Source organism: Microbacterium sp. LjRoot205 (assembly GCF_056175745.1).
Map to the genome: position 1 here is coordinate 422,104 of NZ_JBGFFH010000001.1, position 24,431 is coordinate 446,534.

The following is a 24,431-nucleotide window of genomic DNA, read 5'->3' on the forward strand; positions in this document are numbered from 1 at the left end:
TCGTTGAGCGAGGCCCGCGGAGCGGCCCGAGACGAAACGCACCACGACACAAGGACGGCACCCACATGAACCCGACTCCCGGCATCCGCAGGGCTGATCCCACGGATGCCGCCCGCATCGCCGAGATGCTGCACGCGTTCAACACCGAGTTCGACACCGAGACTCCCGGCGCCGAGGTTCTCGCACAACGCCTGCAGGTGCTGCTCGCTGAACCGTCGACGTTCGCCGTGCTCGGAGGCGAATCCGTGGTCGGCGTCGCCCTCGTGACCCTGCGCTCGAACGTGTGGTCTGACGGGCCGGTCGCGCTGCTCGACGAGATGTACGTCGAGCCCGAGCAGCGGGGCACCGGAATCGGCAGCGCGATCCTGCAGCACATGGTCGAGATCTGCGAGCAACTCGGAGTCGAGGCGATCGAGATCAACGTCGACGAGTCGGATGCCGGGGCGATGCGCTTCTACGAACGGCACGGGTTCAGTGGCGTCGACCCGGACTCCGGCGAGCGTGCGTTCTACTTCTACCGGTCGCTGGAGGCGGGAGACTCGCGCGACTAGTCGCAGGCGATCCCGTCTCCGTCGCGATCGAGGTCGTAGATGTCCGAGCCGACGATCTGCACGGGCCCCTGCACATACGCCGGTCCGTTCCCGCTGCCGCCAGCGCAGTCGACGTCACTGGAGATCGGCACGCATGCACCGGTGTAGTTCGAGTCGCAGCCACCACCGCCCTGCTGCACGAGCGGCACCGGCGCGGGCGCAGGAGCGGGCACGGCAACCGGTGCGGGAGCCTTGCTTCCGATCGCTGTCACCTCGTTGACCGGCTGCACCGAGACAGACTCGCTGACGACCTCGCGAGACACTTCCACACCCTCGACCATGGTCACGCGGTATGTGATCACCCTCACACCGTTCACACCGGCGGAGACGAGTGCTGTTGCGCCCTGATCGAGCTGCGGGTCGTCGACCGTGGCCGCCTCGAACGGCACGGGCACCTCTTCGGTCGCGGTCTCGAACGTGGTCGGCGTGGGGGTCGGGCTGGGCTCCGGGGTCGATGTCGCCACGGCCGCGAAGTTCTGAGGTTCGGATGCCGTCGGAGTGCCTCCGCCGTTCGCGCTGGCGATGCCGCCACCCGTGACCAGAAGGGCGGCCATGCCCAGGGCGACCACACCCGACATCCGTGACCGCAGTCCCAGTGCCGGGAGAGGGCGAGCGGCCATCACATAGAGGGCGATGCCGACCATCGCCGTGGCCACCAGGAGGATCGCGATCGGCGACACGCGGGCCGGTACCCCACCGACCACGAGTGCGCCGATGATGATGCCTGCCGTGCGCCACCCGCTGCGTCGCTTCGAGGCGACGGATGCTGCGGCCGGAGCGGGGTGCGACAGCTGCGATGTCACGGCAGCAGCCGGCGACGGCGATGTGGCATCCGTCCAGCGATGGCCGTCCCACCAGCGCAGCTGATGCGGATTCTGCGGATCTGGATGCCACGAGGCAGGCGGCAGTGACATGAGAGTTCCCCTCGACAGTGAGGCGACGAATCGCCAGCGCCCCCAGAGCGCTTTGACCTGTATATCGGTTGCTGGACGCGTCGGGCAAGTAACGATTCAGACCGGAATGCCACCTCGGCCGGCGAGAGCGTCAGCGCTGGCGGGACCGCGTCGCACTCCCCGGTCGGACGGCGATGCAACATACTGCTCTGTCCTCGTATGTGTGCTTTGCTACGTCATGCGGTCGCGAAGACGGGCAAAGGCGCCGATTGACATGTCTCCCGACCGTTCGAGCGGACCTCGAGCGCTCGCACTCTCCCGGGGTCCGCTCGGCAACATCTGGCGAGGTGAGTTCCGACGAAGGGGGCGTCACTCGTGCGGAACCCGCTCCCACCCCGCCCAGTCCCGCCGGTCCACGACACAGAAGCGATTGCCCTCGGGGTCTTCCATGATCACGTAGTCGGCATCGTCGGGCAGATTGTCCCAGTGCACCTCGCGGGCGCCGAGCTCGGCCAGGCGGCGCACTTCGGCATCCTGATCCTCGGCGTAGATGTCGAGGTGGATGCGCGGCGGCAGCACTCGCTCGGAATGGTGGGCGTCGAGCGCGATACAGGGGGCGTCCGCGTCGCGCGGCTTCAGCACGACCCAGTCGTCGGATGCCGGGTCGCGCTCGACATAGTCGAGGGCCGCCTGCCAGAAGCGCGACTGCGCCGGGAGGTCGTTCACGCGGATCACGATCGACACGATCTTCAACATGCCGGTCACACTAGAGCGGCCGGCGCGTGCGGAACAGGGGGCTTGCTCCGGATCGCCGCGGCTGGTCGCCCAATAGGATCCGTCCATGAGACTTCTGGTTTGGACGACGATCATCGCGCTGGTCGTCGGTGCCGGTTTTGCAATCGACGGGTACCTGTCGTGGCCGAGCGGATCTTTGCTCGACATTGATTCGGAGCAGTTGCGCACCGCCGGCTTCAGCCTGTCTATTGGCTCGACGCTCATCGGTATCGGTGTCCTCGCGGGTCTGCTCGCTATGCACGCGCGTGCTGTGGGGCTCCAGACCCGCTCGGCCCTCGGGGCCCATGCCGATGCAGATGCAGCGCGCCATGCTGAAGAGGTTCGTGCCCAGCAGGCGCACGAGCTCCGAATGGGAAACCGGGCCTGAGTCGTCAGTAGTGGCTAGCTGGCGGCGGCCGCGTTTCGAGCGCGCCTCCGCAGTTGGATCGTGGGCTTCCAGCGGTCGACCCCCGAAAGTAATCTGAATCCCATCCCGCAAAACCACCGCCCGCATCGAAGGAGATCGGCGAGATGAGACCACTGCGCTACGCGATCAACGTCACGCTCGACGGCTGTGTGCATCACGAGGCGGGCGTCGCTCCCGATGAGGAGCTGATGGGCTTCTGGACCGCGGAGATGCAGCGGGCGGATGCCGTGCTCTATGGCCGAACGACCTACGAGATGATGGAGTCCGCGTGGCGTCGCCCGGCATCCGGAGTCTGGCCCGAGTGGATGAGCGACTGGGAGATCCCGTTCGCCGAGGCCATCGACCGCGTGCCGAAGCACGTCGTCTCGAGCACATTGGATGCTGTCGACTGGAACGCCGGGCTGGTTCGCGGTGACCTGGCTGAGGCTGTTCGTGAGCTGAAGAGTCAGCCGGGCGAAGGGCTGTCCGTCGGCGGGGTGACTCTTCCTTTGGCACTCGCCGAGCTAGGACTCATCGACGAGTACACCTTGGTCGTGCATCCAGTTCTCGCCGGAAGCGGCCCGAGGCTGCTCGACGGTCTGAGCCAGCGCCTGAGCCTTGAGCTCATCGAGCGTCGCGAGTTCGCATCGGGAGCGGTCGCGCACACCTACCGCCCGCGCAGCTGAAGGTGTTCCGATGGGTAGCCTGTTCAGGTGCCCCGTCCCCGAAGTGAAGCCGCGCGCCAGTCTGTGCTCGAGGCGATGCGCGCGGCCGTCGTGGCCGGTACGTACGAAGCGGTGACGATCGAGGGGCTCGCCGAGACCGCGGGAGTCGCCAAGCAGACGATCTACCGGTGGTGGCCGTCGAAGGCGGCGATCCTCGGCGAGGCGTTGCTCGAGGGGGACCTGCCCGGAGCCGACCCCGCCGTCGCGATGAGCGACGACATCCGGGCCGACCTGCACGCCTGGTTCTCGGCGATGTCAGCCGGGCTCGCGAAGCCCGAGGGTGTCGCTCTCGCCCGGGCGCTGATCGCGGTGACCGCCACCGACCACGAACTCGGGCTGGCGCTCAACGAGCGTCTCGCGGCGCCGATCCGCGAGTGGGTCGCCGAACGGATCGCGCGCGGACAGGTCGACGGGCAGGTGCGGGCAGACGTGGATGCTGACGCCATCGCCGACCAGCTCATCGCCATGGCGTCGTACGCGGCGTTGATCGGTCAGCCGTTGAGCGCGGAGCGCGTCGAGGAGACGGTGACGCGGTTGCTGCGAGGCATTGCGCGATAGGTCACGCCCGTGGGTTGCGCCGTCGCCGAGCTGGTGTCAGCGCCCAGGTCAGCGCGCAGGTTGTCCCTCCGGTGTGCGCCGCGACCGTCGTCGCGTCCGGATGATGCCCACCTGCCAGGCGAGCGCGCACAGCGCCCAGACGACGCATGCGATTCCCCCTGCGGCCGCAGCAGCAGGCAGTAGGTCGAGACCGCCGGCAGTTCCCTCGAGGTCAGCCCCCACACCGGAGGCGAACAGCGTGGTGGCGCCCCACCAGGTCAATGCGGCGCCGATAACGGCCGCCACGGCAATCAGAAACGGTCGAAGTCGCATCACGGGTCTCGGTTCGTCAGCGTGGCTTGAACGGTACTACAGAGCTGTCTGAACTAGAAGCAGTCGCTGCCCCGGAATCCGGGTGAACGTCTCGTCCGAGCGGATGCAGGGGAGGTCCGCGGTGATGGCCTCGTGCCTTCGAGGGCGGGCGTGCGATCGGCGAGAGCGTCGAGATCGCGATGAGGGTTCCGCCGAACGAGCGGCTGAAGTGCCCGCGGGCGGTGCCGACTACGGAGTGCAGTACGCGAGCATCGCGTCGGTCGCCGCACGCATCTCTGTCGTCGCCGCATCCAGGCCTGTGATGTCACCCGCGATGGCCTTCTCGCCGTCGGCGGCGAATGCGTCGATGCTCGTAGTCCACGAGTCGCGGAGCGTGACGAACTCCTCGGGCCCGTCGACACCGCGGATGTTCTCGGCGACCTTCTGGACTTCATCGAGAGCCGCCTGCGCGGCCTCGGGAGTCGGCGAGCTGACGCTGCCGATCACACCCGTCACCTGCGCGGCCTGAGCGGCGACCTGGCCACAGGCCGCGATGGTCGACGCCTGCGAGCATCCGGAGAGCATCAGGATGCCGACGGCCAGCGACGCGAGCGTGGAGAGCTTCTTCATGGGGGCCAGGGTACCGAGGGCAGATGTGCTCCCACCGCACACCTCCCAGCGGGTATCCCATCGAGCCGTGGCCTCGTTGTTAGGCGCCACGAGCTTCCCGAATCATCGCTCTTAACTCGTCCGGAGTGATCCAGTTTCCGCGGTGGCACATCCTGTGACAGTTGGCGCAAAGGAGAACGAGCTCCTTCAACGAAGAGCGGGTACTTCCGGAGGCATGGAGTGGGGTTCGATGGTGCACCTCGATGTAGCGATCCCCCCGCGACCCATAGAAGGCGCTGAAGTCAAACTGGCAGATCTCGCATTCCAGTGAGCCTTTCGTCTTGAGGGCGTCGCTAATTTTCGCCTCGCGCAGTTTTGAGCTGCGTTCGCGCCTGCGGCCCAAGTACTCAACTACCCCGCCCTCTTCGAAGGAGAGGTTATCGACATCGATCGACCAATCTTGCGGTAGCGCCACGTTCTCAAGAAGAAGGCGTCGCACCTCTGCTGCGGCCGCCTGCATACCGCTGGCATCGCGGCGGAATGCGGCAAGAACATCGGCGTCTCGCAACGCGCCGCGAGTCGCCTTGCCCTGGTATGAGGGGTCGGAAGTAGCGAGATCGAATGTCTTTCGCTGAATAGACCAGGGCGAACGAAAGTCATCCGGCAGCACCTTGCCAGGATGAAGTGTGCCCTGTCGAAGCAACTGAGACAGCTCTTCCGCTGCAGGGTTGTTCGCGCGTACAGCAGACCAGTTATTGCGACTTACGAGGTCAGCGGCGAGGAGTAGTTCATCGTGTAGCCAGCCGATCCTCTGCGCCATGATCTTTGCGGCCTCCTGATCCCGATCAGAATCCCAGTATTACGCAGAAAGAGCCCCTGCCGACCCGAACGGAAGGGGGTTCTTCGTGTTCAAAGCGGCGTGGTCATCGGGGTGCTTACTGCACCGACCATCCTCCGTCGGATGCCAGCACGGCGCCGTTGATGTTCACGGCGTCGTCCGACAGCAGGAAGGTGATCGATGCGGCGAGGTGCTCTGCGGTCGCGACCGTGGGGATCGACTGCTGGAACGGGGCCAGGCGGCCGGAACCGTACTCCGACATGTTCGGGGGCATCGGGATGCCGGTGGCAACGCCGCCCGGAGCGACGGAGTTCACGCGGATGCCCTTCGGCCCGTACATGAACGCCGCGGACTTCGTGACGCCGATGATGCCGTGCTTGCTGGCCGTGTAGGCGTTGCCCGACGAGTTGCCGCGCAGGCCCGCTTCGCTGGAGACATTGAGGATCGAGCCGCGGCCGGCCTTCTCCATGATCGGCAGCACGGCACGCATGAGCTTGAACGGGGCGGTGAGGTTGATGGCGATGACGCGGTCCCAGACGGCATCCGTCGTCTCGCCCGCGGGGGAGAAGTCGTCGTTGATGCCGGCGACGTTCGCGAGGGCGTCGATCCGGTCGCCCGCGGCGGCGATGACGGCATCGATCGCGTCTTGCTTGGTGAGGTCGCCGGCGACGGTGGTGATGTCGGCATCCGGGAGTTCGGCCTTCAGCGCGTCGAGCTTGTCTGCGGCGATGTCGGAGGCGATGACGCGTCCGCCTTCGCGGGCGATGCGGGATGCGGTGGCCTTGCCGATTCCGGACGCTGCGCCCGTGACGATCACGGTCTTGCCGGCGAAACGTCCGGTGGTGGGCTTCTCGGTCCAGCCCTTCGACTCGTCGGCCTCGGGGATCTCGCCGCCATTGGCCGCGCGCACGAGGTCGTCGACGACCGACTGCGGCAGCTGGCCCTGGCTCATCGCGACGAGCTGCTGCAGCGGCAGTCCGAGCACGGGGGTGAGGAGCTCGGGGTCGGCGCCCGTCTGCTCGAAGAGCGCGCGGATGAGTGGTCCGCCGGTCGGGTCGTTCAGCCAGTCGCCGATGGTGGAGTGTGCGGTGAGGGCCATAGTGGAGCTCCTTGAGGCTTGGGTTTCGCAACGGTGCGTCTACTTATGGAACATTGTAAGCCGTCACTCCCGGACCGGCGCCAGTCGTTCTGGAAGCGATGCGCGCTGCCCTGTCCGCGAGCAGATGCGACAATGGCGATCAAGGGGTTCGCGTTGCTTGTCGAGGATGTCGAAGTAGACCATCTATCGGTGTTAGGGCGGATGTCGTGGTGTCAGAGGATTACGGAGCTCGGGGTTGATCTGCAAGCGTCGCGCTCAGCGAGGTCAGCAGCGTTGCCGCGCCCCGAGGGGCGTAGCGCTGGCGCGGGGCATCATCGAGGGGACCTCGGCTAAACCCAGGCTGGGACTTGCCTTGAACGGGCGGCTGACTGCTCCGATCTGCGAGCGATCTGCTAAAGGCGGTCAACGCGGCGTCTTCCAGTAGGAGTCGACGAAGTCGTTCAGGCCACCGCTCGATGAGGCTCTGGATCTGGCTGAGGCCGAGTGGTTGGTTTGAGAGTTGGGGCGCGCGGCGAGGCGGTACTCCGCGCGGTCGCAACGGCGGTACGGGCGCTCGCGGGTGCCGGGTTCGTCGCCGGATGCCTCGATGGTGGAGTACTTCGCCATCGCCCGGCGGATCGCGGATGCCGACCTCAGCGGTCTTGGGGGAGAACGCGGACGCCGCGATGCGTTATCTCGCGCTCGGTTCGGTGTTGGTAGAGCCGTTGTTGTGGGGGGCGCGACGGGAGGTGCAGCAGGTGAGCTCGTGTCGAAGGCTTAGGCGAAGTGGGGTTTGAGGAAACGTCTTCATGCAGGGTCGAGGCGTTGGGAGAGCTCGTCCGTGAGGTGTACGTTGTCGCAACTCGCAACTCGCAACTCGCAACTCGCAACTCGCAACTCGCAACTCGCAACTCGCAACTCGCAACTCGCAACCCGCAACCCGCAACCCGCAACCCGCAACCCGCAACCCGCAACCCGCCGCCTGTAGAGCGTCAGACAGGAGCCCGGATGATCCTTCTTTCGGCCTAGCTCAAACGAGATACTCCGAACCCACCAGTCGGATTCGCTGCGTACTCGCTCTGGAGGCGTGGGATCACAAATCGCTCGACCACCTCGGCGTTCCGTTCGATTCCTACCCATGGGCGCCCCAAACGCTGGGCCGCCACTGCAGTGGTCCCTGAACCCAAATAATAATCGAGTACGAGATCTCCCGGGTCGGTCGCGATCGCGACGATGCGCTCCAGTAGCTCGATGGGCTTGGGCGTATCGAAAGCGGTCGTCATTGGAAAGTCTCGCAAGAGCGACTTCTTTGCGCTCGCCGTGTCTCCTACCTCGGCCGCGCTCCATACTGTGAAGGGCGCCAATCCGCCCGATTCACTCTGATAGCGCTTCAGTCGCGGTTTACCATCACCATTTCGCGGCCAGTAGACGCGGCCTTCAGCGACCAGCTGTGTCAACCTGGCCTCTGTGTATGTCCAGCATCGCCCAGCCGGCGGCTCGTGTCGCACCCCCGTCGGAGTCACGACCGTATAGAACTGGCTCGTTGTTGCGTGACCCGCCTGAACCGTCATCGGCGCCGATCGCCATGGGCCCCGTGGATCGTTGTCCGGGTTCGCGAACGTTCCCCCATCGCTGAGCCCGTTGCGTACGCGTTTCCAAACCTTTGGGCCAGCAGGTGCGTACACATGAATGTAGTCGTGCATCGAACTGAAGGCCTTTCGGTTGTCCCGCGTCAGGCGCTTTTGCCAAATGATCGTGCCGACAAAGGCCCCTCTACCGAAGACCTCGTCCAGTACGACGCGAGCACGGTGCTGCTCCGAGTCATCGAGATGTACCCAGACGCTGCCGTCGCTCGCCAACAGTGGGCGCAGTCCTTCCAGGTGGGACTTGAGGTCTGTGAGCCAATCGCTCGAATCCCGGCGGTCGTCGTAGTAGGCGAATCGTTCGCCGGTGTTGTAGGGCGGGTCGATATAACAGAGCTTCACGTTGCCAGTCACGTCGGGCCGTATGCGCGGTAGAACCGCCAATGCGTGCCGAGCGTCGCCAATCACCGCGATTCCGTTCGGGGTATCACCGCGAATGAGATCTACGGGCGCGGGTTGGCTAGATAGGGTCAACGGCGTCGAGGGGACGGCGGATGCAACTGAGGGGTCCGCCGCTTGCTGCTCCATGTCCAGGCTGAGGATCTCCAGCGTCACTTGGCTTCCAATCGTTCATGTCATATTATACCTTAAACAAGTAACATGTAAAAGGTGCACAATGATTCCTGAGCAAGTTAGCGCTGACCTCTTCGGACGCAGCTGCAGGCTACCCGTTGCGCTCTGGGTGCTCAGCCGTGGATCGGAGCGCTTCTATCAATCAGAGCCGCCATCGAACCTGGGGCCTCACACCGCGATCCGTCAAGAGTTGTCTCGGTTGGCCCGGGCAGGACTCATCGCGGAGGAGCGGGCACCCGGAGAGCACCGCGTGTACTATCGCCGGACGTCCAGCCCCCTCTGGCGAGTTTTCGTCGAGGCGGCTGAAGTGATCTCCTCCGAAAGCGCTGACTGACAGCTGGCATTCCCCCACGCTAGGCGTGGGCACCGACATAGACGGAAGCAAAACTTCATGACCGCAAAGTCCACAACCCTTCGCCCAGTCCACTACCTAGGCAACAAGACAAAATTTCTGTCGCCCATCGTGTCCAAAGTCGTTGAGCTGACCCCACCCGGGCGATCTATCGTTGACCTCTTTGCTGGAAGCGGAGTTGTATCGCGTGAGTTCGCACGCCATCGGCCAGTCCTTTCCGTGGACGTCCAGGCGTACTCGGCGACTCTTGCTAGTGCCCTGTCTACTCCGCGCGCATACGAGAGATCGACGCGGCAGCGGATCGTGGCGAGGGCGAGAGAGTGGGTAAGAGCAGTCACGCCAGCTGTCTCCGATCTTCTCGCGTACGAAGCGGTCGCATCAGCGAGCGCGCTGAGCGCGCCGGAGAGCTTCGCCAGACTCGTTGAAGAGGGTTCCTTGACAAGTCTGGCCGCCACTGACGCAGACCTTGCTAACGCCAAGGCGAGTGCGCAGCCCCGCCTCGACGCCGCAAGCGCAACTCTGACCCGCTACTACGGCGGTGTCTACTTTTCCTATACGCAAGCGCTCGAACTAGACGCCTTGCTGGCCGCGATCGACCATCAGCCCGACTCTCCAGCTGAAGCAACCTTGGTTGCGGCGGTGTTGGGAACCGCAAGCGACCTCGTGGCCACAGTTGGAAGCCATTTCGCGCAGCCCTCGCGACTTCGTGACAGGTCCGGAGTGGTGAAACCTGCAGTAGCGGCGAGAGTGCTCCGAGCGCGCAACACTTCGGCGTTCGAGCTGTTCGACAAATGGTTACAGCGATATGCCTCGCTTGAGGTTGCGGAGCACCCGTGCGCCACAGCCACAATGGATTTCAGGGTGATACTGAACGGCCTTGAGCCTTCGGTGGGCGCGATCTACGCTGACCCTCCGTACACCCGCGACCACTACAGTCGCTTCTACCATGTCCTCGAAACGATTGCGCTCGGTGACGATCCTGGAGTCACTTTGACGCCTGGAACGAGCTCGCCGAGTAGGGGTCTATATCGATCTCAACGCCACCAGTCTCCGTTCAGCATCCGGTCAGAAGTAGTAGGTGCATTCGACTCCATGTTCGCGGCGGCTCAACGTCAGCGGATCCCCTTGATCCTCTCTTACTCACCCCAAGGGGGTGGTACAAAAGCGCGCCCTGAGACACGGCTGATGACAATTGGCGGTCTAGTCGGTCGAGCGGAAGACTTCTTTACTGATGTGACGGTGCACCCGATCGAGGCATCCTCGCACAGCCGCTTGAATCGAACTGAGTACAACGGGGACCTTCCGATGCACGCGGAGGTCCTTATCGTTGCTCGACCTTAGAGGTCTGGCAGCTTCGCTTCCCAGAGTGGCGCATCGGCCCAAGCCTGACGGAGGTCGTTCACAGTCGTGCGCACTCGGCGCTTCTCGCGGCTCGGTCCAGCCCATCGAGCCGCGAGGAAACTGGCGGCTTCCGCGTAACCCGCATCGCCCGGCAGTAGAAGCGTGTACATGAACTGCCCGGTTGAGAGACGGACGAAGGTCCCGATGGGCGGGCCCGCGATCGGATAGGGGATGCCGGCCGCGGCCGCCAGCTCGAATCGATAGTTGCTGCTCGACACTTCAACGCTCGGACGGCTTTCAATATCGCCTAGTACCCCGTTGCTCGACACGCTCTGCAACACTATGCGCCGCTGCGATCCGACCCTTGCCCCGAAGAAGTTCTCGTAGTTGTCGCGGTCAAAGTTGGCTTGCTTCCAACGCCCACCTGACGCTGGAATCTCTGCCACCAAAACCTCGTTCCCGCCGTCTACCGCCGGTGAGCGTGGCTTGGTCGCTGGGGGTGCTGCGAGGCGGAGAGTTCTTTCGTTTCCGTCATTGACCGCTACTCGCTCTGCGACTCTCGGATCCCATAGGGGCAGCAGAGATGCGGATTGGTCTGTGATGAACTTCTGGATCTCATCGAGCGCGGCCGTTGCCTCGCGGCCTGACAACTTAGTGACGATCATCGCCTCCCAATTTGAAAGAAGACCGCCCATCGTGAGGTTGCCAGAGCCAACGATGAGGCTCAAATGCCCCGGGTGTTCGAACCAAGCAAGCTTGGGGTGAAACAAGGACGACACGGGGCTCAAGAACGCCTTAGCATGCAAGCGTGGCTGAAGTCTTTCGAGCGCTGATAGTTTGGCCACCGCGGCGGTGTCCGTGATCGAGTCCGTTCCGACGATCAGTTGAAAGTCAGCGTTTTGGAGTAGCTCCACCATCACCTGGTCGTCGAAGAAGGTGCGCGCGCCAGCGGCGTTCGCCCAGGCGAAGATGCCGCCACCCCGCACCGCACCGATCGACTCGAGAAGTAAGTGCTCCAGGAGGTTGCCTCCGGATGACCGCGGCAATTGAAAGTGCAACACTGCTGATCCCCCCGTTAACGATCTGTACCACCAAGGTACAGATACGCGGACCTTCTAGCTACTGAGGAAGTTCTTATGTAGGGGTCGCGGTGTGAGACACGGGCCGATCCCGGGGGACGTTCCTCGGGAAGGTTTGTCCTCTAGCGCGCGGGTTGACCGCGTCGCCGTGCGCCCGCCCTAACACGGCCCCGAGGGGAGCCTGTGTAGGCCTCGCGCCTCCGTTCTCGTTTGGAATCGTATGCCATTGGAAGAAATGGTGACGATGAAGCTTCTTCAGGGCCTCGATTCCCCCGAGGCAACGGTGGAGAACCCCCGGCGGAGGGGAGTGGTTCTCTCGCACGTTGAGGAACCTGCCGGTCGGCGCACGAATCTTCACATGCATCCCGAAAGTCGGCTATGTCGGAGTCGGGACAGTCACGCGTGAAGCCCGACGTTTGGATGAGACGACTGTGACTCATGCGGGAGAGCTCGTCCTGCTGAAGGATGTGCTGCTGGAGGGAAACTACCAGCGCAAAGGAGATCAGGACGACAGCCTGGCGGAGTGGGCGGTCCCCAGTCGACTGGATTTCCGTCGTGCCCAGCGAGCAGGGCTTTTTGCGGGCGGGGATGTTCGCGAACCAGAACACGGCCGCGAACCTACGCCAGCAGTTTACGATCGAGCAGATCGCTAAGGCATTCGGCCTGGACTAGCGATTCGATACTTTGACTTCCTCGCCAGCGTTGTGTGCTTCGTCTCGATCGTATCCAACGCGGCAACGGTCGACGCATCCCAGATGTGTGATCCGGCCAGATCGATTACCCAGGCTCGAGATCCTCGCTAACGAGAAGAGCGCCTTGCAATCGTTGCTCGCGTCGAAGAACGGCTCGCCGTTCACGACGTAAGCTTCGATGTCACTGGCGACCGTCCGCGACACCGAGACGAAGTGCGCGATCCGTCGCACAAACGGGACCGATGCGTCGTGTTGTCGCACTGTGAGTTAGCCGGCGCTTGTGGCTCGCTTACGAGGCCCCGCGCTCCGAGGCGGTTCCGCCCGCAGGTGCCCGCTGACCTGAGTCATCACCCGCGCAAGCATCTCCACATCCGCCGCGCTCAGCGACTCGAACAGATACATCTTCACCGCCTCGATGTGCCCGGGGAACACCTTCGCCAACACATCCCGCCCCTCGTCCGTGATCGCGACGATGGTGCTGCGTTCATCCTCCGGTGACGGCCCGCGCGTGACAAGCCCGCGCTCCTCCAGGGACTGCGCCTGATACGTCAGTCCGCTTCGGCTGTAGACGACCCCATCCGCGAGGTCCGTCATCCGCTGCGAACCGTCCGGAGCGTCGCCGAGTCGCGCGAGCAGTTGGAACTGCACGTAGCTGAGCTTGCCGACGTCGCGCAGCTGCTTTTCCACCGCATGCCGCAGCAGGCTGCTCACCTCGGCGAAGGCGAAGTAGGCCGCGAGCTCCGTCGGGGAGAGCTGAGGGGGTCGTGTGCTCATGGATCCAGTATACGCATTGCTTCGAATTCGAAGCAGTGCTACGATAGTCGCATTACTTCGAATTCGAAGCACCCGGCGAAAGGTAAGACCATGAAGGCAGTACGATTCCACGAAGTGGGCGGCCCCGAGGTTCTGCACTACGAGGAGATCGACCAGCCCACCCCGGGCGCCGGCCAGGTGCGGCTGCGCGTCGCAGCATCCGCGTTCAGCGCCGCCGACAACGGCATGCGTGCAGGTTTCCTACCGATCCCAGTGGTGCTCCCGCACATCCCCGGATACGACGTCTCGGGAACGGTCGACGCCCTGGGTGACGGAGTCGGTGGCTTCGCTGTGGGTGACGCAGTCATCGCCTTTCTGCCGATGGCGACCGACGGCGGAGCAGCGGAGTATGTCATTGCCCCCGCGGATGCGCTCGTCGAGGCGCCGAAAAGCGTGCCGCTCGTTGATGCTGCGGGGCTCCCGTCGGTCGCGCTGACCGCGCGTCAGGCGCTGTTCGACGACGGCGGCCTCGAGGCAGGGCAGCGTGTACTCATCGTCGGCGCCGGCGGAGTCGTCGGCAAGTATGCGATCGCCCTGGCGAAGCGTGCGGGTGCACACGTCATCGCGACGGCCAGCCCGCGGAGTGCGGATGCCGTGCGTGCGGCGGGTGCCGACGAGATCATCGACCACACCGAAACCGACGTCTTGGATGCCGTCACCGAGCAGGTCGACCTCCTGCTCAACCTCGCTCCCATCGAGCCGGACGAGTTCACCGCCCTGGTGCGACTCGTGCGCGACGGTGGAGTCGTGGTGAGCACGACCGCCTGGATGCCAGCACCGGATGATGCTGGGCGTGGAGTGCGGTCTGTGGTCGTGTTCGTGCGGAGCGATACGGAGAAGCTTGCCGAGCTGGTGTCGCTGGTCGACAATGGAGCGCTGGTGCTGGAGGTGACACGTCGCATCCCGCTGACCGAGCTTCAGGCGCTGCACGCGGAGGCGGCTGAGGGGCCGATCTCGGGCAAGGTCATCATCATCCCGTAACGATCGGCAACTCGATCCCCGCATTGACCCCGGGCGCGCAATGCTCGCGCATCCGGGGCCAAGCCACGAACGCTAGGGGCGGCTGCGTCAGTCGAGTGCAGCGCGCTGCTCGGCGTAGGCGGCTCGGACCCGAACCCGGATCTCCTGCGCTTCCTGGTCGGCGACGCGCATGAGCTCCAGGAGCTTCTTGTGGTGGGCCCAGTGCTTCTCCCACAGATCGGCACCAGCGGCTGCTTCGAAGTCGATCCTCGTAGGAATGCCGCGGTCCTCGTACTCCTGCAGTCGAGCGATACGCTCCTCGATGTCAGCGACGCCCCGAGCTGTTGGGGATAGACGAGCGGTGCTGCGCATCCACGTAAGCCAATGCTTGTTGCCCTTGCTCTGGTTGCACTTGCCGCACGCCGGTACGAGATTGTGGATCTCCGAGATATAGCCGGTGGGCCGCTGCTTATCGACAAGAGGGCGGAGGTGATCCCATTCCGTGCTTGTGTCACCGCAGTACGAGCAAGTGACGCGTTCGAGCATCCCCAGGATCTCGAGAGCCTCGCGAACCTCGGCTTCTGATGGCACGACGACGGGGATCACACCGTTCACGAACGAGTTCGTGATGCTCGAACTGCGTCCGGTAATGCGCACGGGCTTCGGCATCGCGAACTGCCCGATGTACGTCACGGTGTTTGCGTCGCCTTCGGCGGCTGCGGGGGTGTTGCTCACTCCTGGGGCTCGTCCTGCGAACCGCGACGCCTGAACGTGCGGCCCGCGAGGCCGGCGAAGGATCCTGCGATCTCCTTCGCCTTGTCGACGCCCTCGGTGCCGACGCGCGCGGCGGCACCGACACCGTCGGCGCCGATCCGGCGGGCTGCCCCCACGCCATCGCCGCCTGCTTTGAGTAGACCGTCGCGGGTGTCGGCAACCGCCGACGCCCAGCGCCGCGACTCCAGCGATTCTGCGGCGGCTTCGATGCCGAGGCGTGCGTGGAAATCTCCGACCGCACCCGCGACCTTGTTCCGCGATCGCACGATTGTCGGCGACTCAATCGGGTTGAGGAGGACTTTCGAGTTCGCGATCGAGGCAGCCCCATCCATTCGGTCGAGGAGCTGTCGTGTGGTGCGCGCGATCAGATCTGCGCGGTTCGCTCGAGCCGTTCGCAATGCGACTCGATGCTGATCGAGTTCTTCCGGCGACGATCTGAATATTCGATCCAACTCGATCACTCCCATCGCCTCCTGCAGATAGAAGCAGTGCGCGAGCACGGCCAGCCAATCCTGCACTTGGCGGTCGGCCTTCTTCGACGCATCGGCGAGGTCGCTCACCGACTTGCTCTCCAGCTTCTCGGCGAGCGCGTCGATCTGACGCAGAGCATACGCCTGGGTGCGGGCGATCGTCATCGCACTCCCCTGCACCTTGGACCAGGTCACTTCAGAGACGCCTCCGACTTCTCTGCGGATCGTCATCGCCTCTTCGAGCATCATGTCGACGCCGATCATGTCAGCGAGGACCGCGTCCTTCTGCGCTCGTAGGACGTCGTCGACCTTCTCGTCGATGATCGCAAGATAGTCCGTGATTTCGTCCATGGTCTGCTGCATCGCGACCTGAGCCATGATCCCTGCAACACCGGCGAGCATCGCAGGGTTGGTGAGTACAGAGGCAGGCGTTGTCTTGAGGAACTGCAGGTTCTTCGCAAACTGGCCGTTTGTGGCACGCAAGGTCGCTTGCCAGTTGTCCGTTGCTGAGTGCGTGACCTTTGGGAGATGGCGCGTGGCTCTCCACGATTCCTCGGTCAGCTTCATCCAGCGGCCCGAGTTAGCGACGACCTCAGAACTGGCCTTCGTCACCGCAGCGCCGCCGCCGAATATGGTGCTCAGCCTGGGCAAGTCCAACTCGCGAGACTCGAGTCGATTCGACGTCAGGAACATCTCGATCGAGGATGACGATCCGATCAGGGCGATTCCGTCTCCGTCGCTGACGATCTCGATCTCGCTCAAGTCTGCGTCACCCATAAGTCCTGCCCTCCCGTTGCGGCCCAACGGTGGGCACACCTTTGATCATGGCGCACTCGCGCTTGATCTGGGCGGAATCTGTTGTGTCAAACGCCGACGGATGACTCAGGAGGCGCGGCCGATGTCCCGGTATTCCGCTATCGTCTGGATGAATGCGTGTTCAACGAAGAGCGGAGTAGCGGTGGAGTTCTCGGAACGTCTCGATTCACTAGCGACCAAGGTGCGGAACCAGGCAACGGCAATCGGGACTGAGGAAGCGACGAAGAACGCTTTTGTGATGCCGTTCATCTCGACGATCCTCGGTTACGACGTGTTCGACCCGCTGGAGGTCGTCCCTGAGTTCACGGCAGACGTCGGGACGAAGAAGGGGGAGAAGGTCGACTACGCCATCATGCGCGACGGCGAAGTGCAGATCCTGATCGAGTGCAAGCCGTCGATGGGGGCGCTCAAAATCGAGCATGCGTCGCAGTTGTTCCGCTACTTCTCTGTCACCAACGCCCGGATCGCAGTCCTGACAAACGGAGTGGTTTGGCAGTTCTACACCGACCTTGACGCACCGAACCGTATGGATGCGAAGCCGTTCCTTGTTCTGGATCTCCTCGACATCGACGAAACGCTGATCCACGAGATCCAGAAGCTCAGCAAGGAGAGCTTCGATCTCGACTCGATCATCAGCGCTGCAGAGGAGCTCAAGTACATCGGAGCGCTGAAGCGCGAGATCGCCGCTCAGTTCCGCGAGCCAACGGACGAGTGGATCAAGTTCTTCGCGACGCGTGTGTACGACGGGGCTTACACCCAGAAGGTTCGCCAGCAGTTCACGACTCTAGTGAGTAAGGCTGGCCAGCAGTTCTTGACTGAGCGAGTCAACGAGCGGCTTAAGACGGCGCTGGGAGTCAGTGGTATCACCCACACCTCGACAGCCCCGGTGCCGGCAAGTGCCGGCGTGGCCGAGGCTGATCTCGATCGGGATACAGAGATCGAGACGACTCTCGACGAGCTTGAGGGCTACCAGATTGTGAAGGCCATCGCTTGCGGTGAGGTGAAGCCACAACGCGTGACTCACCGCGACGCGAAGAGCTACTTCGCCGTCCTTCTCGACGACAACAACCGCAAGCCGGTTGCGCGCCTTCACTTCAACGGCAAGCAGAAGTACCTCGGCTTGCTCGACGAGGACAAGGTCGAGACACGGCATCCGCTCGAGGAACTCGACGAAATCTATTCGTTTGCTGACGGGATTCGCGAAGCGGTACGTCGGTATAAAGACTGATTGGGTCAGGGGTACTCCGTGGCGCGGAAGATACGGGATGTGGCTTTCGTCGATGAGATGCGTGACTCAGCGTTTGCACCTCACATCGCGCCAGTCAACGAGCTAGTGCGAGAGCTTCGTCAAGAGCGTCCGGATCTGTCAATACCCTTCGTGGCTTCGCACTACGACGCAACCACGGCGAGGGTGCTCTCCCTGCTTTCGAATCCGGGTCCCCGAGCCAAGGGGGAAGCGGGCTCGGGGTTTCTCTCGACCGAGAATGACGACGGAACCGCGGAGCGACTGGGTGCGCTCTACGAACGCGTGGGAGCCCGGTTCAGCGATGTGATTCCGTGGAACGCTTGTCCTTGGTACGTCCACGATGCGCACCCGAACGGCCTTCCCGTTCAGCTCATCGCCGAGGGACAGCCCGCCCTGCATCGGTTACTCCAAACGGTGCCGGGCATTCGCGCAGTAGTGGCGCACGGGGGAGACGCCCATCGCGCGGTGAGAATGTACTTTCGCGAACCCGCACACCACGCCTTCATCCGCTCGCGAGGGATGCGATCCTGGACCGCGCGCCACACCGGCAACAGAGCCTTCAGCGCGCCAGCGGCCGAGCGTGAGCGACGCCTTGAGGAAATAGCTGGCGTCTACTGGGACGCGATGAGTTGGGCGAGGCTTCGACCCACATGGGCAACGGCAAGGGACCAAGATGATTAGCGTTGCAGAGCTTTTCGACGACGCCGGTGTCACATACAGTGGCGTAGTTCGATGGGGTCAGGCGCCGAACGAAGGCGGTCCGGGCGTCTATGTCATCTCGACGACTGAGCGCGCCGATCAACAGGGTGGTCTCGATGTGGCACGACTCGATCGAGAAGCGATTGCCGATCTCCTTCGGGTGCGGCCGGAAGCAACTGTAGACGGGGTCGCAGCGACACTCGCGAACTTGTCGACAAGGTTCCAGGAGATGTGGGTGCGTGACGAACCAGTCGTATACATCGGGTTAGCAAGCAAGAGTGTTCGCACGCGAGTGAAGCAGTTCTACACCACGAGAATCGGCGCTCGAGCCCCTCACTCGGGCGGTTGGCCACTCAAGATGTTGGAGTCCGAACTCTGGGTCCACTACGGACCCGCAGCCGACCCGGACGCGGCTGAAGCGGCGATGCTTCGACATTTCGAGGCGAATGTTCCGCAGGCGTCGCGCGCGAGCCTGGTCGACCAGATCACGGTTCTTCCTTTCGCTAACCTCACGCACCCCCGTGGCCGCCGAAAGAAACACGGACTCTCAGGGGTAAAGGTGCAACACGTGACAACAGCTCGACCCGCTCCGGCGAGGTTTCGCGAAGCGCTCGGCGGTGTCAGCGTGACGCCTGCTACTGAGGGAGCGCCGCCTGAGAATGCGTTGGGTTGGACGCAGAAAGTCACGGCCGCAGACCTGAAGCGGGGTCAGCTTCGTGTCCCGAAGTCATCGAAGAAGATCTTCCCGTCAGGGCGCGGGTACGTATCCGTGCAAATAGATGATGTCGTCATCGACGCATCTTGGGACCCACGGGTTGGACCGGACCGAGAGCGGTCCGGCGTGCTCCGCATGCCACGACATCTACTCAGTTCGCTTGAGCCTGGAAAGCCGCGCGCGATTCGTCGATCGGCCGACGGCGTCTTCGTTCTAAGCAGCAGAGCGGCGAGTAGGGACATCTGACGGCGGCTCCGTAGGAGCGCGCGATGCTCGTGAGTCGCTCTTTCCCTGCCAAGATGAGCGCGTGAGGTCAGTCAATACGGCGTACAAGCTCGGTCGAGAGATGGGTCGCGAGATTGCGGATGTGTGGATCCCGGACGAGGTGCTCCATCGTCAAGTGAGACGATCCATCGGCCCCCAGATCGAGCTTCACAAGTCAGATGAGGACCGTTCCTACGATTCGTGGTTTGGAGTCTTGGGCTTGGCCGTAGTGCTCACTGTGGTGGCGCTCGTCGGGGTGCTTCTGTGGGTCGTTCCGATCGAGCTCCCGCCTCAACTCTGGTTCCTGGCAGACATGATTGTTTGGTTGAGGACGCTCCCCGTTCTGCTGGTTGTTGGAGTCGCCGCAATTCTCGTGCTCGTCACGGTTCTGGCTGCGATGGGCACGGCGAGGGCGAAGCGCGACGCGGCAAGTGCTTATGACGCCACGGTGAAGTCGCTCTACGCCGCAGCATTTCAAGGCGCATCGGCGGTTCTGGAATCGCGTCGACGCAAGGTGGGGATGGTAGTTGAACCGTCGCCCCATCGCGCATATCCGACACCGTCACCCAGACCGGGTGGGGTCGACGCGAGGGGTGCCGAAGAGGTCGTCGCGCAATGGATGCGGCATCTGGGGGAAGTGGACGCCGAGCTCACGAGCTACACGGGCGATGGCGGTATTGATGTCCAAGGCGTGCGAAGCTTCGCCCAAGTGAAGCACTACGCGAAAGCAGTCGGGATTGCGCCGATCCGAGAACTTGGCGGGGTCGCGGCTCATGATCCTCAGCGGCGGCAACCGCTCTTCTTTACGAGCACCGGATACGCGCGTGGTGCCGTCGACTTCGCCGACGATGCCGGCATCGCGCTATTCGTGTACAGCGCGGAGCAAGGTGGGCTGGAGGCCATGAACGGCCGCGCGAAGACTCTGATGCACAACGGCATCTAGTTCGCCGCGTGGCCTCGCCGGCCCCGCGAAGCGTCCCGGGTGTATCAATCTCGTCGGATGCGGCTCCTGCACTATAAGGCGCCAGACAATCTGCTGCCCTGATGCAAAGGAGCACCATGAGAGTTTCCCCGTACTACTCGATCAACCCTGACGATCCGGACGTGCACCACGTCTACGACGATTGCGTGAGCGGCAAGCAGATTCCGCCCCAGAACAAGCGCTCAGGGACGAACGGCTACCGGATGTGCGATCACTGCGCTCGTCGATGAACTACGGCCGGCGGGTCACTCCCAGGGAGGGGAGCGACCCGCCGGCTCGCCGGCGTGAACTGGATCATGTCGCCAATCCACAAAGCGCTTCATCGCCGGCATGACCTTCCGCGACTGCTCGAACCTGCGCCGATCCCGCGACGACTCAAGCATCCTTACGTGGGAGGGGCTAGCCCAGTTTGGCCCCTACGCCCGCTCCCGCCAGCTAATCCCCCGCCCGGCGATCCGCCTCCCGGCCTCCTCCGCCGCAACCGGCTCCCCGACATCCGCGCCGACCTCGAGCCCAACGACCGAGTGCACGATCGTCCCGTCGTACACGTGCACGAGGTTGTACCCCTGCGCGGCATCCTGCCCGCGCGTAGCCCCGACAGGCTGGGCCAGATCTTGCCCGTACGCACTCGACGACGCAGCCGCCACCGGAATCCCGGCGAACGTCCCGAACGACGGGTGGTGCACGTGTCCCGACAGGATCCCTCGCACATCCGATCCCGCCAGCACCGCAGCCAGCGCCGCCTGCTCACGCAGCTCGACCGTCACGGCGAGGTCGAGCACCGTCGGCAGCGGCGGGTGATGGATCAGCAGTAGCGAACCCTCCGGCGCAGGCACCGACAGCTCCGCAGCCAACCACGAGAGCTGAGCCTCATCCACCCGCCCCCAGTGCTCCCCGGGAACCGTCGAATCCAGCACGATCACCCGCATCCCACCGAACCACCGCACCTCGACCACAGCATCCGAACCGGCACCCGCAAGCCCCAGCTCCGCCCGCATCGCCCCGCGCTCGTCGTGGTTGCCCATGGCCCACACGACCTCACACCCCAACGCCTCCACCGCCGGCGCCACCAACTCCCGCAACCGCCGATACGACGACGCGTCCCCTCGATCAGCGAGATCCCCCGTGAACAGCAGAGCGTCAGGGCGAAGCCCCGAGGACACCAACCGCGACAACACAGAAGCGAGGTTCGCATCGGCATCCGCCCCGCTGCCGTACAGCGGCGCGCGTTCACCGGGAAGGTGCGTATCGGAGATGTGCACGAAGGTGTGCGATGGGCGAGAGTGCTCGGTGAGGATCATTTCTCTTCCAGTGAGACGACGAACAAGTACAGGACAGAAGTCAGACGGCCGCGGCAGTCGATCCGGGCACGAGGGTTCCGACGAACGGCTGCCGGACGGTCGGCGCAGAGTCGGCGTCAGAACTCAGAAGAAGCTGCATCGTCTCCACCGCCGCCGCGGCAACGGCCTCGACCGGAATCCGCAGCGTCGTCAGCCCCAGCAGGTCGGCACCGGGAAGGATGCCGTCGCACCCCGTCACGCTCACGTCGCCGGGCACGGACAACCCTTCAGAGCGCAGAGCGCGCATGACCGCAAGCTGCCGATAGTCCGACGCGCACATCACGGCCGTGGCCCCGGCGCGCACGGCATCCAGCGCCTCATTCACTCCATCTGTCGGCGCCGCCCCCGCAGACACCAGAGTCACCGACGCCCCGCCGGCAACCAACGTCGACTCCATCGCCGACGCCCGCAGATGCTCCGCGAACGACACGTCCTCCGCACCCGAGAGCACGACGACCCGCCGATGCCCCAACGACAACACATGTGAAGCCAGCATCCGCCCGTGCTCCGGATCGTCATAGTGCGCGGTATGAATCCGTTCCGCCGTCTCGACCCGCCCCGCGCGCACGATCGGCACCTGGTCGGCGAACGGCTCGAGCTGCGCAGCGGTAATTCCACCGGTCGCCACGATCAGTCCGGCCACCCGCATGCCGAGCAGCCGGTGCAGCGCGTTGACCTGCTCGGCGCCCTGCACGTCGGCGCCGATCGTCACCGTCACGAGGTCGAGGCCACGCCTGTGCGCCTCATCCTGCAGGCGCGAGAACAACAGTCCGTATGCCGGGTTGCTCGCGTCGCGCAGCATGAGTCCAACCGTGCCGGTGCGGCCGGCGGCGAGCTCGGCGGCCATCGTGTTGCGCACGTATCCGAGGCGCTCGGCCTCGGCGAGGATCCGCTCCTGGGTCTCGGGAGCGAATCGCCCCTCGCCCTTGAGCGCCCTGGTCGCGGTGGCCCGGGAGACCCCCGCGGCCGCGGCCACATCGCTGACCGTGACGCGCAGACCCGGAGCATCCGAAGACGATGTACCACTCACGCGCGCGCCTTCTTGGCCTTGCGGGGCGCTCCGGCGCGCGAACCTCGTCCATACACGAGATACATGGTGACACCCATGATGATCATGAGCAGCACTGTATAGACGAACGTGATCGGCATCGCGTCGAGATTGTTCTCGCCGCGCGTGCTCTCTTGGATCGCCACACCCAGCGGCTTGAACAGCGGGTGGTAGAGGAAGATCGCCGCGTCGTAGTCGTCGAGCAGGCTGTTGAAGTTCAGCGCCGTGATCGCCGCAGCGGTCGGCAGCACGAGCGGGACCAGCACCTTGCGGAACGTCGTCAGCGACTTCGCCCCGAGGATGCGCGAGGCGTCTTCGAGCGAGTCGGGCACCGACGCGAACCCGGCCTTGAGCAGGCGCAGCGTGAACGGGATCTTCACGCAGATGTAGGCGATGAGCAGCAGGATCGGCGTTCCGGTGAGCACGAGGCCGCCCACGATCGCCCGCGGTTCGTCGAACGCGGTCACGAGGGCGAGCGCGATGAGCACGATCGGCAGGATCCACGGGATGTGCAGCACGTATTCGATCGCGGTCGTCAGCAGGTTGCGGTGCTTCTGCAGCATCCGCGCCACGAACAGCAGACCGCCGACCACGATGATCGACGCGAGCGCGCTGTAGACCACGCTGACGATGAACGGACGGATCGCCTCGGCGCTCGAGAACACGGTGATGTAGTTGTCGAGCGTGAAGCTGTCGAGGGTGATCGACCCGGCGAGGATGCTGCGCGCATCGACGAACGAGAAGATCACGATCAGCACGACGGGGATCAGGTAGATCACCCACAGCAGGTAGGCGATGACGTGCACGACGACGTTCGCGAACGGGTTGCGGATCTTCTGCTTCTGGATCGGCGTCGCCACCTTCGCGACCGAGAAGTACACGCCCGACTTCTCGAAGCGGTTCATGATCGCGAGCAGGATGATCGTCGCGATGCCGAGCACGATCGCCAGCAGGGCCGCGATGTCCCGCGTGATGGGGCTGCGCGAGAGATCGATGATCAGCGGTGCGACGGTCTGGAAGTCGGGACCGCCGAGCACGAGCGGAGCGGTCAGCGCACCGAGTCCGATGAGGAACGTGAGCACCGTGACCGCGAACAGCATCGGCTTCATGACCGGCAGCACGATGCGGCGCAGGATCGTCCAGGTCGACGCGCCCATGAGCTTCGCCGCCTCGATCGACGCGTAGTCGACCTTGCCGAGCGAGGACGAGAGGAACAGCATGTGGTTGGTCGTGGTCGCGAAGGTCATCACGAAGACGACGGCGAAGTAGCCCGAGAACCAGTCGCGGTCCATGTCGGGCCACACGTTGACCATCATGTTCGTGAAGAACCCGAACCGGCCGTAGATGAAGTTGTATCCCGCGGCCAGCACGATGCCGCCGTAGATCAGGGTCGTGGCATAGCCGAGCCAGAGGATCTTCGCGCCTCGCACCTGGAAGTACTTCGTCACCAGCACGATGAACACGCCGACCACGTTGACGGTGATCGACAGGGTGACGGCGAGCAGGAAGCTGTTGCCGAGCGTCTTCAGCGCGCGCTCGCTGCCGAACAGCTTCTCGACGGCGCGGATGCTGAACTGCCCGTCGGGGAAGAAGGTGACGCCGAGCAGGGCGGCGTTCGGCAGCACGAGGAAGGCGGCGGCGAACCAGATCACGATGATGCCCGTGATCCAGGCGAGCGGCGAGCGCAGCATCGCCTTCACGCTGCCGGGCTTTCCTCTCTTACGGGGCCGCGGTCCCGGCGTCTGACCCTCGACGACCGCATGGGTGGTCAAGGAGCCGGCTTCTCCGGTCACGGCCGCTGACGGCGGGACCGCGGGGTCTGTGGGGTTCTGGGAGTTCTGCGAGTTCTGGGGAGTCGACAT

Annotated in this window: 24 protein-coding genes; 9 read left to right on the plus strand and 15 right to left on the minus strand. The window is 64.1% G+C overall.

Annotated features, from left to right (window positions below; genetic code table 11):
- Window positions 1-65 precede the first annotated feature (65 nt).
- A complete protein-coding gene (locus AC04ME_RS02150) occupies window positions 66-551 on the plus strand; it encodes an N-acetyltransferase family protein (protein WP_475433349.1) in 486 nt (161 codons plus the stop codon).
- On the opposite strand, the gene AC04ME_RS02155 is transcribed toward AC04ME_RS02150, so the two are convergent.
- On the minus strand, window positions 548-1,504 hold the full coding sequence (locus AC04ME_RS02155) for a G5 domain-containing protein (RefSeq protein ID WP_475433351.1): 957 nt from the start codon (window positions 1,502-1,504) through the stop codon (window positions 548-550). The genes AC04ME_RS02150 and AC04ME_RS02155 overlap by 4 nt on opposite strands.
- Window positions 1,505-1,852: 348 nt before the next feature.
- Window positions 1,853-2,239: a VOC family protein gene (locus AC04ME_RS02160; RefSeq protein WP_475433353.1), complete on the minus strand. Its 387-nt coding sequence runs from the start codon at window positions 2,237-2,239 to the stop codon at window positions 1,853-1,855.
- An 85-nt stretch (window positions 2,240-2,324) separates the two neighbouring features.
- On the opposite strand from AC04ME_RS02160, the gene AC04ME_RS02165 reads away from it, so the two are divergent.
- The 3 genes from AC04ME_RS02165 (at window position 2,325) to AC04ME_RS02175 (ending at window position 3,946) form a co-directional block, all read left to right on the plus strand.
- Complete coding sequence (locus tag AC04ME_RS02165) at window positions 2,325-2,645, plus strand: hypothetical protein (protein WP_475433354.1); 321 nt, start codon at window positions 2,325-2,327, stop codon at window positions 2,643-2,645.
- Window positions 2,646-2,788: 143 nt separating this feature from the next.
- Window positions 2,789-3,349 carry a dihydrofolate reductase family protein gene (locus AC04ME_RS02170; RefSeq protein ID WP_475433356.1) on the plus strand — a complete coding sequence of 187 codons (561 nt, stop codon included), beginning with the start codon at window positions 2,789-2,791 and terminating at the stop codon, window positions 3,347-3,349.
- Between the two features lie 27 nt (window positions 3,350-3,376).
- A complete protein-coding gene (locus tag AC04ME_RS02175; RefSeq protein ID WP_475433358.1) occupies window positions 3,377-3,946 on the plus strand; it encodes a TetR/AcrR family transcriptional regulator in 570 nt (189 codons plus the stop codon).
- Window positions 3,947-4,486: 540 nt separating this feature from the next.
- On the opposite strand, the gene AC04ME_RS02180 is transcribed toward AC04ME_RS02175, so the two are convergent.
- From AC04ME_RS02180 to AC04ME_RS02200, 5 genes are all read right to left on the minus strand, one after another.
- On the minus strand, window positions 4,487-4,867 hold the full coding sequence (locus AC04ME_RS02180) for a hypothetical protein (RefSeq protein ID WP_475433360.1): 381 nt from the start codon (window positions 4,865-4,867) through the stop codon (window positions 4,487-4,489).
- A 79-nt stretch (window positions 4,868-4,946) separates the two neighbouring features.
- A complete protein-coding gene (locus AC04ME_RS02185) occupies window positions 4,947-5,666 on the minus strand; it encodes an HNH endonuclease (protein ID WP_475433362.1) in 720 nt (239 codons plus the stop codon).
- 115 nt (window positions 5,667-5,781) lie between these two features.
- Entirely contained in the window at window positions 5,782-6,783 is a 1,002-nt protein-coding gene (locus AC04ME_RS02190) for an SDR family NAD(P)-dependent oxidoreductase (RefSeq protein ID WP_475433364.1), read from the minus strand.
- Between the two features lie 402 nt (window positions 6,784-7,185).
- On the minus strand, window positions 7,186-7,389 hold the full coding sequence (locus tag AC04ME_RS02195) for a hypothetical protein (protein ID WP_475433366.1): 204 nt from the start codon (window positions 7,387-7,389) through the stop codon (window positions 7,186-7,188).
- Window positions 7,390-7,787: 398 nt separating this feature from the next.
- The gene (locus AC04ME_RS02200) at window positions 7,788-8,960 is read right to left on the minus strand and encodes a site-specific DNA-methyltransferase (protein WP_475433368.1); all 1,173 of its coding nucleotides are present in this window, start codon (window positions 8,958-8,960) and stop codon (window positions 7,788-7,790) included.
- A 409-nt stretch (window positions 8,961-9,369) separates the two neighbouring features.
- Here AC04ME_RS02200 and AC04ME_RS02205 point away from each other — a divergent pair, with 409 nt between their 5' ends.
- Complete coding sequence (locus AC04ME_RS02205; RefSeq protein ID WP_475433370.1) at window positions 9,370-10,671, plus strand: DNA adenine methylase; 1,302 nt, start codon at window positions 9,370-9,372, stop codon at window positions 10,669-10,671.
- Here the strand turns inward: AC04ME_RS02205 and AC04ME_RS02210 are convergent.
- Window positions 10,668-11,732 carry a phospholipase D family protein gene (locus AC04ME_RS02210; RefSeq protein WP_475433372.1) on the minus strand — a complete coding sequence of 355 codons (1,065 nt, stop codon included), beginning with the start codon at window positions 11,730-11,732 and terminating at the stop codon, window positions 10,668-10,670. The genes AC04ME_RS02205 and AC04ME_RS02210 overlap by 4 nt on opposite strands.
- A 977-nt stretch (window positions 11,733-12,709) precedes the next feature.
- The gene (locus AC04ME_RS02215) at window positions 12,710-13,216 is read right to left on the minus strand and encodes a MarR family winged helix-turn-helix transcriptional regulator (protein WP_475433374.1); all 507 of its coding nucleotides are present in this window, start codon (window positions 13,214-13,216) and stop codon (window positions 12,710-12,712) included.
- Window positions 13,217-13,306: 90 nt separating this feature from the next.
- Between AC04ME_RS02215 and AC04ME_RS02220 the strand changes: the two genes are divergently transcribed.
- The gene (locus AC04ME_RS02220; RefSeq protein ID WP_475433376.1) at window positions 13,307-14,236 is read left to right on the plus strand and encodes an NADP-dependent oxidoreductase; all 930 of its coding nucleotides are present in this window, start codon (window positions 13,307-13,309) and stop codon (window positions 14,234-14,236) included.
- 87 nt (window positions 14,237-14,323) lie between these two features.
- On the opposite strand, the gene AC04ME_RS02225 is transcribed toward AC04ME_RS02220, so the two are convergent.
- The 3 genes from AC04ME_RS02225 to AC04ME_RS02235 all read right to left on the minus strand — a co-directional run bounded on the left by AC04ME_RS02225 (window position 14,324) and on the right by AC04ME_RS02235 (window position 16,524).
- Entirely contained in the window at window positions 14,324-14,950 is a 627-nt protein-coding gene (locus tag AC04ME_RS02225; RefSeq protein WP_475433378.1) for an HNH endonuclease, read from the minus strand.
- Window positions 14,947-16,263: a hypothetical protein gene (locus AC04ME_RS02230; RefSeq protein WP_475433380.1), complete on the minus strand. Its 1,317-nt coding sequence runs from the start codon at window positions 16,261-16,263 to the stop codon at window positions 14,947-14,949. The genes AC04ME_RS02225 and AC04ME_RS02230 overlap by 4 nt, the downstream gene beginning before the upstream one ends.
- Before the next feature lie 78 nt (window positions 16,264-16,341).
- Window positions 16,342-16,524, minus strand: a complete 183-nt coding sequence (locus AC04ME_RS02235) for a hypothetical protein (RefSeq protein ID WP_475433381.1) — start codon at window positions 16,522-16,524, stop codon at window positions 16,342-16,344.
- On the opposite strand from AC04ME_RS02235, the gene AC04ME_RS02240 reads away from it, so the two are divergent.
- From AC04ME_RS02240 to AC04ME_RS02250, 3 genes are all read left to right on the plus strand, one after another.
- Window positions 16,514-17,503, plus strand: a complete 990-nt coding sequence (locus tag AC04ME_RS02240; RefSeq protein WP_475433383.1) for a type I restriction endonuclease — start codon at window positions 16,514-16,516, stop codon at window positions 17,501-17,503. The two genes, AC04ME_RS02235 and AC04ME_RS02240, sit on opposite strands and share 11 nt — an antisense overlap.
- Before the next feature lie 1,739 nt (window positions 17,504-19,242).
- A complete protein-coding gene (locus AC04ME_RS02245; protein WP_475433385.1) occupies window positions 19,243-20,142 on the plus strand; it encodes a restriction endonuclease in 900 nt (299 codons plus the stop codon).
- Window positions 20,143-20,258: 116 nt separating this feature from the next.
- Complete coding sequence (locus AC04ME_RS02250) at window positions 20,259-20,411, plus strand: hypothetical protein (protein WP_475433387.1); 153 nt, start codon at window positions 20,259-20,261, stop codon at window positions 20,409-20,411.
- Window positions 20,412-20,597: 186 nt separating this feature from the next.
- Here AC04ME_RS02250 and AC04ME_RS02255 read toward each other — a convergent pair whose 3' ends face one another.
- The 3 genes from AC04ME_RS02255 to AC04ME_RS02265 are packed head-to-tail and all read right to left on the minus strand — an operon-like array spanning window position 20,598 to window position 24,431.
- The gene (locus AC04ME_RS02255) at window positions 20,598-21,482 is read right to left on the minus strand and encodes a metallophosphoesterase (protein WP_475433389.1); all 885 of its coding nucleotides are present in this window, start codon (window positions 21,480-21,482) and stop codon (window positions 20,598-20,600) included.
- 40 nt (window positions 21,483-21,522) lie between these two features.
- Entirely contained in the window at window positions 21,523-22,551 is a 1,029-nt protein-coding gene (locus AC04ME_RS02260) for a LacI family DNA-binding transcriptional regulator (RefSeq protein ID WP_475433391.1), read from the minus strand.
- Window positions 22,548-24,431: an ABC transporter permease gene (locus AC04ME_RS02265; protein WP_475433393.1), complete on the minus strand. Its 1,884-nt coding sequence runs from the start codon at window positions 24,429-24,431 to the stop codon at window positions 22,548-22,550. Before AC04ME_RS02265 ends, AC04ME_RS02260 begins: the two co-directional genes overlap by 4 nt.

What these genes read in the sequence shown, in the direction of transcription:
- AC04ME_RS02160 (WP_475433353.1), bottom strand. Translation starts at nt 2,239, where the DNA reads ATGTTGAAGATCGTGTCGATCGTGATCCGCGTGAACGACCTCCCGGCG.
- AC04ME_RS02180 (WP_475433360.1), bottom strand. Translation starts at nt 4,867, where the DNA reads ATGAAGAAGCTCTCCACGCTCGCGTCGCTGGCCGTCGGCATCCTGATG.
- AC04ME_RS02150 (WP_475433349.1), top strand. Translation starts at nt 66, where the DNA reads ATGAACCCGACTCCCGGCATCCGCAGGGCTGATCCCACGGATGCCGCC.
- AC04ME_RS02240 (WP_475433383.1), top strand. Translation starts at nt 16,514, where the DNA reads ATGCCGTTCATCTCGACGATCCTCGGTTACGACGTGTTCGACCCGCTG.
- AC04ME_RS02220 (WP_475433376.1), top strand. Translation starts at nt 13,307, where the DNA reads ATGAAGGCAGTACGATTCCACGAAGTGGGCGGCCCCGAGGTTCTGCAC.
- AC04ME_RS02185 (WP_475433362.1), bottom strand. Translation starts at nt 5,666, where the DNA reads ATGGCGCAGAGGATCGGCTGGCTACACGATGAACTACTCCTCGCCGCT.
- AC04ME_RS02250 (WP_475433387.1), top strand. Translation starts at nt 20,259, where the DNA reads ATGAGAGTTTCCCCGTACTACTCGATCAACCCTGACGATCCGGACGTG.
- AC04ME_RS02190 (WP_475433364.1), bottom strand. Translation starts at nt 6,783, where the DNA reads ATGGCCCTCACCGCACACTCCACCATCGGCGACTGGCTGAACGACCCG.
- AC04ME_RS02170 (WP_475433356.1), top strand. Translation starts at nt 2,789, where the DNA reads ATGAGACCACTGCGCTACGCGATCAACGTCACGCTCGACGGCTGTGTG.
- AC04ME_RS02155 (WP_475433351.1), bottom strand. Translation starts at nt 1,504, where the DNA reads ATGTCACTGCCGCCTGCCTCGTGGCATCCAGATCCGCAGAATCCGCAT.
- AC04ME_RS02205 (WP_475433370.1), top strand. Translation starts at nt 9,370, where the DNA reads ATGACCGCAAAGTCCACAACCCTTCGCCCAGTCCACTACCTAGGCAAC.
- AC04ME_RS02235 (WP_475433381.1), bottom strand. Translation starts at nt 16,524, where the DNA reads ATGAACGGCATCACAAAAGCGTTCTTCGTCGCTTCCTCAGTCCCGATT.
- AC04ME_RS02195 (WP_475433366.1), bottom strand. Translation starts at nt 7,389, where the DNA reads ATGGCGAAGTACTCCACCATCGAGGCATCCGGCGACGAACCCGGCACC.
- AC04ME_RS02265 (WP_475433393.1), bottom strand. Translation starts at nt 24,431, where the DNA reads ATGTCGACTCCCCAGAACTCGCAGAACTCCCAGAACCCCACAGACCCC.
- AC04ME_RS02165 (WP_475433354.1), top strand. Translation starts at nt 2,325, where the DNA reads ATGAGACTTCTGGTTTGGACGACGATCATCGCGCTGGTCGTCGGTGCC.
- AC04ME_RS02255 (WP_475433389.1), bottom strand. Translation starts at nt 21,482, where the DNA reads ATGATCCTCACCGAGCACTCTCGCCCATCGCACACCTTCGTGCACATC.
- AC04ME_RS02215 (WP_475433374.1), bottom strand. Translation starts at nt 13,216, where the DNA reads ATGAGCACACGACCCCCTCAGCTCTCCCCGACGGAGCTCGCGGCCTAC.